The sequence below is a fragment of the Streptosporangium sp. NPDC023615 genome (assembly GCF_040640155.1).
In the GTDB taxonomy this organism is placed as follows: domain Bacteria; phylum Actinomycetota; class Actinomycetes; order Streptosporangiales; family Streptosporangiaceae; genus Streptosporangium.
Window position 1 is genome coordinate 1 of sequence record NZ_JBFABE010000027.1, and the last position, 11,271, is coordinate 11,271.

General features: G+C 70.9%; 9 protein-coding genes and 1 tRNA gene. 3 read left to right on the plus strand and 7 right to left on the minus strand.

Features of this window, described 5'->3' with window-relative positions; all coding sequences use genetic code 11:
* The 5 genes from AB0G16_RS20030 to AB0G16_RS20050 all read right to left on the minus strand — a co-directional run.
* Window positions 1–643 (minus strand): carbohydrate ABC transporter permease (locus AB0G16_RS20030; RefSeq protein WP_362806674.1); only part of this gene is annotated, 643 nt, incomplete at its 3' end.
* Window positions 640–1,536 carry a sugar ABC transporter permease gene (locus AB0G16_RS20035; protein WP_362806677.1) on the minus strand — a complete coding sequence of 299 codons (897 nt, stop codon included), beginning with the start codon at window positions 1,534–1,536 and terminating at the stop codon, window positions 640–642. The genes AB0G16_RS20035 and AB0G16_RS20030, both read right to left, overlap by 4 nt.
* 130 nt (window positions 1,537–1,666) lie before the next feature.
* A complete protein-coding gene (locus AB0G16_RS20040; RefSeq protein WP_362806680.1) occupies window positions 1,667–2,932 on the minus strand; it encodes a sugar ABC transporter substrate-binding protein in 1,266 nt (421 codons plus the stop codon).
* 22 nt (window positions 2,933–2,954) lie between these two features.
* A complete protein-coding gene (locus tag AB0G16_RS20045; protein ID WP_362806683.1) occupies window positions 2,955–4,658 on the minus strand; it encodes a hypothetical protein in 1,704 nt (567 codons plus the stop codon).
* A 45-nt stretch (window positions 4,659–4,703) separates the two neighbouring features.
* Window positions 4,704–6,782: a beta-L-arabinofuranosidase domain-containing protein gene (locus tag AB0G16_RS20050; protein WP_362806685.1), complete on the minus strand. Its 2,079-nt coding sequence runs from the start codon at window positions 6,780–6,782 to the stop codon at window positions 4,704–4,706.
* A gap of 127 nt (window positions 6,783–6,909) precedes the next feature.
* Between AB0G16_RS20050 and AB0G16_RS20055 the strand changes: the two genes are divergently transcribed.
* Window positions 6,910–7,941, plus strand: a complete 1,032-nt coding sequence (locus AB0G16_RS20055) for a LacI family DNA-binding transcriptional regulator (RefSeq protein ID WP_362806688.1) — start codon at window positions 6,910–6,912, stop codon at window positions 7,939–7,941.
* Between the two features lie 97 nt (window positions 7,942–8,038).
* Here the strand turns inward: AB0G16_RS20055 and AB0G16_RS20060 are convergent, their stop codons facing one another.
* Window positions 8,039–9,454, minus strand: a complete 1,416-nt coding sequence (locus tag AB0G16_RS20060) for a hypothetical protein (RefSeq protein WP_362806691.1) — start codon at window positions 9,452–9,454, stop codon at window positions 8,039–8,041.
* Between the two features lie 52 nt (window positions 9,455–9,506).
* Between AB0G16_RS20060 and AB0G16_RS20065 the strand changes: the two genes are divergently transcribed.
* On the plus strand, window positions 9,507–10,169 hold the full coding sequence (locus tag AB0G16_RS20065) for a DUF305 domain-containing protein (RefSeq protein ID WP_362806859.1): 663 nt from the start codon (window positions 9,507–9,509) through the stop codon (window positions 10,167–10,169).
* 142 nt (window positions 10,170–10,311) lie between these two features.
* Here AB0G16_RS20065 and AB0G16_RS20070 read toward each other — a convergent pair whose 3' ends face one another.
* Window positions 10,312–10,728 carry an SsgA family sporulation/cell division regulator gene (locus AB0G16_RS20070; RefSeq protein WP_344903725.1) on the minus strand — a complete coding sequence of 139 codons (417 nt, stop codon included), beginning with the start codon at window positions 10,726–10,728 and terminating at the stop codon, window positions 10,312–10,314.
* A gap of 460 nt (window positions 10,729–11,188) precedes the next feature.
* Between AB0G16_RS20070 and AB0G16_RS20075 the strand changes: the two genes are divergently transcribed.
* Window positions 11,189–11,260 (plus strand) — tRNA-Val (locus AB0G16_RS20075).
* The last annotated feature ends 11 nt before the right edge of the window (window positions 11,261–11,271 follow it).

An 11,271-nucleotide genomic window follows, 5' to 3' on the forward strand; every position in this document is an offset into this window, starting at 1 on the left:
CGCCGCCCTGGTCGAGGGTGGAGGCGAAGACGAAGTCCGACCAGGCCCACAGGAAGGCGAACAGCGACACGGTGATGAGCGAGTTGCGCGAGACCGGTAGCACGACGGACCAGAAGGTACGCAGGTGGCCGGCACCGTCCACCCTGGCGGCCTGGAGCAGTTCGCCGGGGATGCCTGACATGAACGCGGTCAGCACGAGCACCGCGAACGGCACCGCGAGGGTGGAGTCGGCCACGATCAGTCCCGGCACGGTGTTGAGCACCCCGGCGGACAGGAAGATGGCGTAGAAGCCCATCGCCATGATGATGGAGGGGATCATCTGCGCGACCAGCAGCACGAAGCTCAGCGCCGTCCCGCCCCGGGGGCGGAGCCGGGACAGTGAGAACGCGGCCGGGGCGGCCAGCAGGAGGGTCAGCGCCACCGTGCCCAGTCCGACGACCAGGCTGACCCCCAGGTAGGGAAGCTGTCGCTCCAGGACCGCCCGGTAGCCGTCCAGCGTGCCGTCGAGAGGGAAGAAGGCGGGCGGGCTCTTCCGCATGTCGCCGTCCCGGGTGAACGAGACGTTGATCATCCAGTAGACCGGGAACAGCATGATCGCGGTCAGTGCCACCCCGATGACGGTCTTCCACCAGGGCCGCCTCATGAGTCCGCCTGCCTGCGCTGCACGCGGATGTAGACCAGCCCGAAGACCAGGGCCATGACGATGAGCAGGTTGCCCACCGCGGCGCCCGGGCCGAACGAGGGCACCAGGTTGCCGAACCCCAGCCGGTAGGACCAGGTGGCGAAGGTGGTGGAGGCGCCGCTCGGCCCTCCCTTGGTCATGATCCAGATGATGTCGAACACCTTCAGTGTGTAGACCAGCCCGAGCAGCAGCGTGATCGCCGACACCGGGCGCAGCAGCGGGAAGGTCACGCGCCGGAAGCGCTGCCAGCCGGTCGCCCCGTCCAGCGCGGCCGCCTCGTGGATCTGCGTCGGGATCGCCTGCAGCCCGCTGTAGAGCACGACCAGGTTGAACGGGATGCCGATCCAGATGTTGGCGATCGTCACCGACCACAGCGACCAGTCCGGCGAGGTCAGCCAGTTCACCGGCCCCACCCCGGCCCAGGACAGCGCCGCGTTGACCACGCCGGAGTCGCTGTTGAGCATCCACGACCAGGTCGAGGCCGACACGATCAGCGGCAGCAGCCACGGCACCAGGAACAGCGCCCGCAACGTGGCCGACAGCCGGAAGTTCTTCGCGAAGAACAGCGCCAGCGCCAGCCCGATCGTGAACTGGAAGACCAGCGACACCACGGTGAAGACGACCGTGTGCCACAGCGCGGGCCCGAAGGCCGGATCGCCCAGCACCTCGGCGTAGTTGGCGAACCCGATGAAGGGCGCGTCCCCCCGCACGAACGAGCGCACCGTGTAGTCGCGCAGGCTCAGCTCGACGTTGCGGAACAGCGGGTAGGCGTAGAAGAGCAGCAGATACACCACGACCGGCGCGAGGAACGCCCACGCCGCCCACTGCCCCGACCGGGCCTGTGCCGCCTTCACGCCCCCCGTCCTCCCCGTCGGCCGCGCCGCGCGCGCCCGCGGGCCCCGCACCGGGGGCGGAGCGTCGGCCGCTCGTTCCCCGGTACGGGCGCCGTGCCGCGCCTGGGTGAGGCGATTCATCGTCCCCCGCCTACTGCGTGGCGCTCGCGGCCGCGGCCTGTGCCGCGGCGAGTGCCTCCTGCGGCGTTGTCGACCCGCTCAGCGCTGCCTGCACCGCACCCCACATCCGCTCGGAGATCTTGGGGTACTTGGTGCCGAGGTCGTCGCTGGTACGGCCCTTGGCCGCCTTGACCGCGTCCACCCAGACGGTCAGCTCCCCGTCGGCGGCGACCTGCTTGGCCTGCACCGCCTCGGTGGCGGCGATGTAGGACAGCGTGGTGTCGGTGGCCAGGGCGTTGTCGGTGCTGGTGAGGCAGGCCACCAGTTTCTGGGACGCGGTGTAGCGGGCGGTGTCGGACTGCACCGGCATGGTGACGAACTCACCGCCGGTCGGTGCGGGCGCGGTGCCGCCGTCCTTGCCCGGGATGGCGATGATGCCGTACTCGAAGCCGGCCTTCTCGGCGTTGGCGAGCTGCCAGGTGCCGTTCTCGGAGAAGGCGAAGTCGCCGGTGGCGAACTCCTGCCAGCTCGTCGTCTGGGTGTTGTTGATCACCGAGTTGGGGGCGTAGCCCTTCTTCACCCAGTCGGTCCACAGACTCAGCGCGGCCACGCCCTCGGCGGAGTCGAGCGTGGTGAGCCGCGCGCCCGAGCCCCAGAACCAGGGCAGGAACTGGAAGCTGCCCTCCTCGGTGCCGATCGCCGAGAAGGTGATGCCCTTCTTGCCGGAGGCCTTCACCTTCTCCAGCGCCGCCGTCAGCGACGCCCAGTCCTTCACCTCGGCCACGTCCACCCCGGCCTTGTCCAGCACCTCCTTGTTGTAGTACAGGGCCAGGGTGTTGGCGCCGATCGGGATGCCGTAGGTCTTGCCGCCGGTCTGCCCGGCCGCCAGCAGGTTGGGCGCCACCGCCGAGGTGTCGGCCCCGGTCTCCTCGGTCGTGGTGAGCACCCCGGCGTCGGCCAGCGTCGAGACCACCGGGTTGTCCACGATCAGCACGTCCGGGGAGTTGCCCTGCTGGGCCGCCAGCAGGGCCTTGTTGGTCAGGTCGGTGGTGTCGTATCCGGTCCGCTCGACCTTCACCCCGGCCTGGGTGCCGCACGTGCCCAGCAACTTCACCCAGTCGGAACCGTTGTCGAACTGCGGGTAGGGGTCCCATACGGTGTAGGTGGCGTTCCCGGCGGAGGACGGCCTGGCGCCGGTGTCACCGCCGGACGACGAGCACGAGGCCGCGCCGGTCGCGACGACGGCGACGGCCAGGGTGACGCGTACGCCCCGCCGCCGGTGGATGGAAGTTGCCATGTCGGTCATTTCCTCTCGAAGATCAGGTGAGCTCGATGTAGTCCAGCTCGGCGTAACCGGTACCGCCCGCGAAGTACGGCGAGCCCTTGGCCAGGCGGATCACGTTGTGGCCCGCACGCAGGGAGACGGTCGTGGAGACCGTGGCCCCGAACTGCCCCCACCCCGCGGTCGGCGGGTAGCTGACCGTGCTCCAGGCGCCGCCGTTGCAGGCCAGGCCCTGGGTCGCGGTGGCGCCGGTGCCGTTGGCGTAACCGATGGTCATCGTGTACGGGCGGGCCGCCGGCACGTCGACCACGAAGTCGACGTAGCTGTCCGTGCGCGGCGTGCCGGAGTTGTCGATGCGGCCGACGTAGGCACCGGCCGACGCGCCCGCGCCGGCCAGCCGCTCGGCGCGGAACACCGAGGCGTTCTCGGCCTCGTACCGTTGCTGGTAGGACGGTACCCCGCCGACCGGCTCGACGGTCAGCTGGTAGGCGCTGGTGGCCGACATGTTCGGCACCGGCACGCCGATCCGGCCGCCGCTGACCGTCTGGGTGGTGGTGGAGATCGTGGTCGGCGCCGTCACCGCGGTGAACCTGCCGCTGGACGGGGTCGAGCGCAGCGTGACCCGGACGCTGGAACCGAGCGCGGCCAGCCCGGTGACGTTGACGGTGTTGGTGCCCGACTCGTTGCCGAACACCACGTTGACGATCTTCCGGGTGGGGTCGTAGGAGGCGAAGCCGTCCAGTCCGGTCTGGGTGCCCGGGGTGGTCGTGACCATGTTGCCGGCCATGTCGCCGTACCACTTGTACAGCCACCACGTGCCGGTCGGCCGGTCGTTGCCGACGACCAGGCCGTTCATGGTGCCGTACTCGTACCAGAAGGCGCGGTGCGCCGACTCGACCCCGGCCCGCTCGAACTTGGCCACGTAGCTGGCGACCCGGCCGGGCACGTCCACCTCGGCCGGGGCGGCGTACTCGTTGATGGAGACGCGGCGCGGGCTGATGCCCAGCGACGCCTCCAGCGCCCGGTAGTCGGCGATGTGCGCGGCGATGCCGGCCGGGTCCTGCAGCTCGTGCCAGCAGACGATGTCGGGCAGCGTACCGGTGTTCTTGGCGTTGGTCAGGAACGACTGCATCCAGGAGCGGTTGTAGACGGCGGTGCTCGGGCCGACGATCGGGGTGAGCGGGTCCAGGGCGCGGACCGCCCGGTGGGTACGCGTCCAGCCGTCGTTGAAGTTGCCCGCGGCCGCGGTGTTCCAGGTGTAGTCGGGCTCGTTCCACAGCTCCCAGCCGATCACGTTGGTGACCGTGGTCGCCGACAGGCGGGCGTTGACCATGGTGGTGACCTTGGCCAGCCAGTCGTTCCAGCCCACCCACCGGTAGGGGAAGTCGGGGTAGATGTCGGGCATGCGGATGAACTCGCCCGCGCCGACCCGGGTGGCCTGCGGCGCGACCAGCAGCGAGTCGCCGCCCGGGGGCTGGCCGTTGGGCCGGTGGACCGAGCCGGGAGCGGGCTGGGTCAGCGAGTTGACCTTGATCGGCAGCAGCGTGGAGTCGGCCGGCCTGCCGTTCTCCGCCAGGCCGTACAGCCCGCCGGAGGCGACGTGCGTGACCGGGCGGAACGGCCGGGCGACGTCGACGGTCAGGGTGGCGCCCGCGGCCTGGGCCGGCGCCGTCAGCCCGCCGGTGAACAGTGAGACGGTCAGCAGGAGGGCGGAGGTCCGCTTCGTTCGGGGGGTGAACACGTCCTTACCTCACTCTGTGTGGAGGGGGTGGGGGGTGGGACTCGGTCATCGCGTGTCGGCCACCGGGATCCAGACCCGCATCGGGCCCTCGCTCCGGTTGCCCCACAGGAAGTACGGCACGGCGGTGAGCGTCAGCGGGGACGCCGGCGGCTCCGCCCCGCGCCGGTCTGCGTACAGCGGCGCGTCCGTGACGGCCGGCGCCGACCCGGACGCGGTGATCACGATCGGTACGCCGGCGGTCTCGGGGTTCCCGGTGCTCTCGACGGCCCGGAGCGTGCCGTCCCGGTGCAGGCGCACGTCCTCCAGGACGACGTCCGGCGGCAGGTCGTGCTGCTCCAGGCAGTAGACCAGCGGCCCGCGGGCCAGGGCGACGCAGCCGCGCACCGCGTCCACGCGCGGGTGGGCGCGCACCTGCCTGACCGGCATGTCCAGGTCGAGGACGACGCTCGTGCCGTCCCCCCACGCCCTGGTCAGGCGCAGGTAGCCGTCCTCGGCGGGGACCCGCACCGGCTCGCCGTCGACCAGCACGTCGTAGGAGGCGCACCAGGACGGGACGCGCAGCGCGAGCGTCCACGGCTCGGCCGTCCCCGCGGCCCCGGCGTTCACGGTGAGCTCGACGCGGCCCCGCCAGGGGTAGGCGGTGCGCATCGTCACCCTGGCCGCGCCGGTGTCGATCGTCGCCGCGGTGTACAGGTGGATCTGCAGCCCGCGCGCGTCGCCGGTGGCCAGGTAACCGGGCAGGGAGGCCATCAGGCGGGCGATGTTGGGCGGGCAGCAGGCGCAGGAGTACCACGGCAGGCGGTGCCCGGCCGCCTCCTCGCCCGCGTTCACGTGACCGGTGCGCACCTGCAGCGGGTTGGAGTAGAAGAAGTGCCTGCCGTCCTGCGAGACGGACGCGGCGATCCCGTTGTACAGGACGCGTTCCATCTCGTCGGCGTAGTGGACGTGGCCGGTGGCGAGCAGCAGGCGCCAGTTGAGGTGGAAGCTCGCGATCGAGGCGCAGGTCTCGGCGTAGGCGCGGTCCGGCGGCAGCTCGTACGGATCCCCGTAGGCCTCGTCGCGATGGCGCGACCCGTGCGCGCCCGTGACGTAGGTGCGGGTGTGGAAGGCGTCCTCCCACAGCCGCTCGGCCGCCTCCAGCAGCTCCCGCTCGTCGGTCTCGACCGCCACGTCCACCATGCCCGCCAGCAGGTACAGCTGCCGTACGGCGTGCCCGGACACCTCCCGTGCCTCGCGCAGCGGTACGTGGTCCTGGTGGTAACGGGGACCGAACCGGCCGTGCTCGAGCAGGCCGCGCCCGCGCAGGTCCAAGAAGCGCCCGGCCAGCTCCAGGTAGGGGCGGTGCCCGGTGAAGCGGTAGAGCTCGGCCAGCGCGGTCTCGACCTCCGGATGCCCGCACACCTCCTGCACGCCGCCCTCCCCGAACCGCTCCACCAGCAGGTCGGCGAGGCGGCGGGCGACCTCGACCAGCCCGGGACCGGCTCCGGCCCGGCCGGCGGCCACGGCGGCCTGGATCAGATGACCCGCGCAGTACAGCTCGTGGCTCCAGACCGGCTTGAGCCACCGCTGGTCCGGCTCGGCGACCGTGAAGTAGGAGTCGAGGTAGCCGTCGGCCTGCTGCGCGCGGGCCAGCAACGCGGCCGTGTCCTCGACGAAGGCCCGCAGCCGGGGGACGACGGTCGCGTCGTGGGCGTCGTGGGCGTCGCGGATGTCGGCGGGGCCGCCGGCGACGGTCGTTCCGACGGCCTCGGCGGCGTTCGCGGTGGTTGCGGTGGCCGTGATGGCGTTCGCGGCGGCCAGCTCCCAGGCCGCCGCCTCGAGGGTCTTGTGGACGTCGGAGTCCGCGAACCACATCCCGGCGAACCGGCCCTCGGCCTCGCCGGCCGCGATGCGCAGGTTGTTCAGGTTGCCGCTGCTCTCCAGCCGCTCGATGCAGTGCGGCAGCGTGTGCTCGGCGTTGCGCCGCCGCCATCGCCCCAGCAGCCCCGTTCCGTCCAGGACGACCTGGACGGTCCTGAGCGGGGAGAGAGCGGCGATCGCGCTGGGGCTGGGGACGGCCGGGCCCGCGAACGACGGGGGAGCGGCCGCGACCAGGGGCTCACGGGAGGGTCCCGGCAAAGTCATATGGGTCTTCCCTCGGAAGATTAGGAAAGTTAGGAAAACGATTGCCTTCACCGTACCAACGGCACATCTCCTACGTCAACGAACGCTAGACTGGAGGGGGAAGGATGCAAGGAAAGTGGGGGAAAGCATGGGGAAAACGGAGCGTCACGCCACCATCGCCGACGTCGCGGCGCTGTCCGGCGTGTCGGTGGGCACGGCCTCCAAAGCCCTCAACGACCGGGGGTCGCTGCGCGAGGAGACCCGCATGCGGGTCAAGGAGGCCGCCCGGCAGCTGAACTTCGAGATCAACGCCGGTGCCCGCAGCCTCCACTCCGGCCGCACGTACACGGTCGGCATGATCACGACCGACACGATCGGCCGGTTCAGCATCCCGGTGCTGATGGGTGCCGAGGACGCGCTCGGCGCCGGCCAGATGTCGGTCTTCCTGTGCGACGGCCGCGACGACCCGATCCGGGAGCAGTACCACGTCAAGACACTGCTCAGCCGTCGCGTGGACGGCATCATCGTCACCGGCAGGCGTACCCAGGCCCGTGCCCCGATCGGATCCGCGCTGCCCGTGCCCGTGGTGTACGCCTTCATCAGCTCGACCGACCCCGACGACTGCTCGGTCGTCCCCGACGAGGCGGGCGGCGCTCACAAGGCCCTCGACCACCTGCTGGCCATCGGCCGTACCCGCATCGCCCACGTCACCGGGCCCGAACACCACCACTCGGCCCAGGTACGGGCCGCGGCCGTCGGCGAGCGGCTGGCCGAGGCGGGGCTGACCCCGGCCGCGCCGCCACTGTTCGGAGCCTGGAGCGAGGCATGGGGGCGGCAGGCGGTCGGCATCCTGCTGGCGGGCGGGACGGAGTTCGACGCGGTGTTCTGCGGCAGCGACCAGATCGCCCGCGGCGTCGCCGAGGCGCTGCGCGCCATCGGCCGGCGTGTCCCCGGCGACGTGGCGCTGGTCGGCTTCGACAACTGGGACGTGATGACCGAGGGCTGTCAGCCGTCGCTGACCAGCGTCGACATGAACCTCGAGGGGCTGGGCCGGGCGGCCGCGGAGATGCTGCTGGCCGCCATCAACGGCTCACCCTCGCCCGGCCGCCACGCGCGCCCCTGCCACCTGGTGGTCCGCGAGTCCACCTCCGTCCCGCTGGTGCCGTCCGCCTCGGCCTGACCGCGCCGCCTGACCGCGCCGCCGGGGCGCGGGCGGTCAGGGCCGGGTGGCGGGCAGACGCGGGCGCATCCCTTCGATCCCGACCCCGTACAGGCCCCTAGTAGGACACCTGCGTCTGCGCGTTCAGCTCCTTGAGCGTGACCTTGGCCGCCGGGTCGGTCAGCGGGTCGTCGATGCGGAGCACGTCCAGGCCGCGGGTGATGTCACTGGAGTAGATGTGGCCGTTGTAGTAGTACGCCGACCAGGAGCCGCCGACCCCCGCCATCGGTCCCCGCTCGAAGAAGCCGATCTCCTTCGGCGCGGTCGCGTCGGTGAAGTCCCAGACGGACACCCCGCCCTGGTACCAGGCCTGCACCATGATGTCCTTGCCCGGCACGGGCAGCAGCGAGCCGTTGTGCGCGACGCAGTTCTCGTCGGACGCCTGCTCCCTGGGGATCTTGAAGTAGCCGCGGAGTTCGAGCCTGCGCTCGGGGCCGAGGTCGTAGATGGCGTTGGCGCCCTTGGTCTTCGGGGTGCCGGAGTCGCACGTCGCGGCCACGCCGCCGCCCAGCTCGTCCCCGAAGACGACCTTGGTGGCGTCGTTGTTGAACGTCGCCGAGTGCCAGATGGCGAAGTTCTCCTCGTCGCTCACGCGCTGGAGCACCTTGGGGGCGGCCCGGTCGGCGATGTCCAGCAGAAACCCGTCGCCGAAGCAGGCGGCGGCGGCCAGGTCCTTCTCCGGGTAGGCCGTGATGTCGTGGCAGCCGCCCAGACCGTCCTCCCCGGGACTGTCGGAGAGCGCCGGCTTGGAGACCACCTTGGCCTTCTCCGGGGTCTCGACCGGCACCTCGACCACGGAGATCTTGTTGTGCGGGGCCGGGCAGGTCGAGGACATGGGCTCGGGGCCGGGGGAGGAGATGTAGAGGTAGACCCGGTCGGCCTTCTCGCCGGGGACGAGGGTGTGGGTGTGCGAGCCGCAGTCGGTGCGGACCGCCGAGACGAACTTCGGGTGGGACTTGTCCTTGATGTTGAAGATCCGGATGCCCTCCCAGCCGTCGGAGTCGGGCTCGCCGCGCTGGGCGTCGCACTCGGGGCCGCCCCGGGCCGAGTCGATCGACAGGAACAGCAGGTCCCCGCTCACCGAGATGTCGTTCTGCTCGCCGGGGCAGAGCACCTGGCTGGCCACCGAGGGACTGGCCGGGTCGGAGATGTCGAAGACGCTGAAACCGTCGAAGTTGCCGACGAACGCGTACTTCCCCTGGAAGGCCAGGTCGGTACCCCAGGCCTGCGGGCCGTTGAGCGGCGCGCTGAGCGGGACATTGGCCAGGTGGGTGACGTTGGCGCTGTGGGTGCCGTCACCGGAGACGCCCGGGGAGGGGGCGCCGGAGTCCTGCCCGGCGGGGCTCGGGCTGCCCACGGAGCCGGCCGCGGTGGACGAGCCGGTCGTGGCAGGTGGAGCCGAGGGGGCCGGATCCGCCCCGCATCCGGCCACCAGAAGTAGCGCTGCCAGTCCCAATGCCGCGGTCGGTCGCACGATGCCCCCATTACGTCGGTCCACTTGCCCCATTATTGAAGCTATGCGGAGGATGCGTGTGCCGAGTCAGGTTATCGCGGTGATCATGCTGGTAGCGGCACTCGCCGGATGCGCGGGGGAGGGGGAGAAGGGCCCGGTCCCGCTCGTCGCCGAGGGCGGTGCCCCCGTGATCGTCCCGGGCGGGCCCGGCGAGGCCGGGCGTACGGCCGGCCCCGGCGAGAGCCTCGGCGCGTCCGAGGCGCGGGTCACCGCGGCCGACGTGAGGTTCGCCGAGGGCATGATCCCCCATCATCGGCAGGCGCTGGAGATGGCCGGGCTGGTGCCGTCCCGGGCCTCCTCGCCCGCCGTGCGCGGGATCGGCGAACGGATCGTCGCGGCCCAGCGCCCCGAGATCGCCGCCATGACCTCGTGGCTCAGGGCGGCCGGACGCCCGCCCGGCGGCCAGGCGGGCGGGGACGGGCACTCCGGGCAGGGAGGTCACGGCGACGTCGTCACGCTGGAGCAGATGAACCGGTTGCGGACGGCCAGGGGGAAGGCCTTCGACACGCTCTTCCTGAACCTCATGATCACCCATCACGAGGCGGCGGTCACGATGGCGGGGCTCCAGCTCCGCGAGGGAACCGACCGGGCCATGCTGGCCACGGCCAAGGACGTCGTCTCCGGTCAGGGCATCGAGATCACCAGGATGCGGCGGCTGCTCGCCTCCCCGTCCTGAGGTCGCGGCACGAGGCGGCGCCGGGTCGGCGCGCGGCCGAGGCCCGGGACCGGCGTACGACCGGCGGCACGCGGGCCTACGGGCGGCAGCGGGCGTACACGGGGCCGGGAGCGGGCACGCCTCGAAGCCGCGGCGAGGCGGTTCAGGAGCTCCAGAGCATGTTGCTCAGCTCGGCGTCGAGATCCATGAAGTCGGTCTCGCGCCCCGCGGGGACCAGTTCGTACGTCCGGTGCAGGAACTCCGTGAGCGGGGCCAGCGGCACCTCGAACAGGGCCTGGCCGAACGGCGACGTGAGGCTGATGTGCAGGGTGCGCTCGCCCTCGGCGCGGGCCGGCCACACCTGCACGTCCCCGTCACCCACCCGCCGCACGATGCCGACCGTCAGCAGTTCGCGAGCGAAGATCCACTCGACCGGCTCGTCGTTCCCCACGTGAAAGGCCATACGGATCGCGTACGGGTCGCCGGCCGTGTAGCCCAGGCCGGCGAGGAGGGGGACGGTGGTACGGTCGGGGACCACAAGCCGAAGGCCTAGCTCGGCAGAGACGGTGGCGCTGTTCATCGTCAGCCAAACCTTTTCGTCGTCGGTCCCCTCTTCGGGGCTTTCACTGCTCTGAACGGCATCGTTCCGCATGAGTCATCACGCGGAACGAAGGAACCTGTAGGAAAGATTCCGCCTCCACGCCCTTCTGTAACACAGATCACAGCGAGACATTTGGGCATCTACCTGGCTAAACATCACCAACAGGGCCGTATTTGCAAGGGTTTTGCGTATCGTTTTGGTCACCGTCGACGCCCTGGCGGGGCGTCTCGGGTGATTCGGGTCGAGCCTGGGTCGTTCGGTGCTTCTGCGGATCAGGACGATGCTATGACACCGTAGCCCTCCGCCGGATGCATCCTCGGACCTTTGCCCCCCGGCCGTGTCGTTTTCAAGATCCTTCTTCTGGTGAACACCGCTTCGCGAGCACTCCCGGATTGCTGTATGGTTTTTCACGTCGGCACCGTGAGGCGCCGCACAGGGCGGGCGATTAGCTCAGCGGGAGAGCGCTTCGTTCACACCGAAGAGGTCACTGGTTCGATCCCAGTATCGCCCACACTAGCAAGG

Bases quoted from the DNA above. Each gene is read 5' to 3' on its own strand.
- AB0G16_RS20040 (WP_362806680.1), bottom strand. From the start codon at position 2,932: ATGGCAACTTCCATCCACCGGCGGCGGGGCGTACGCGTCACCCTGGCC.
- AB0G16_RS20050 (WP_362806685.1), bottom strand. From the start codon at position 6,782: ATGACTTTGCCGGGACCCTCCCGTGAGCCCCTGGTCGCGGCCGCTCCC.
- AB0G16_RS20055 (WP_362806688.1), top strand. From the start codon at position 6,910: ATGGGGAAAACGGAGCGTCACGCCACCATCGCCGACGTCGCGGCGCTG.
- AB0G16_RS20065 (WP_362806859.1), top strand. From the start codon at position 9,507: ATGCGTGTGCCGAGTCAGGTTATCGCGGTGATCATGCTGGTAGCGGCA.
- AB0G16_RS20070 (WP_344903725.1), bottom strand. From the start codon at position 10,728: ATGAACAGCGCCACCGTCTCTGCCGAGCTAGGCCTTCGGCTTGTGGTC.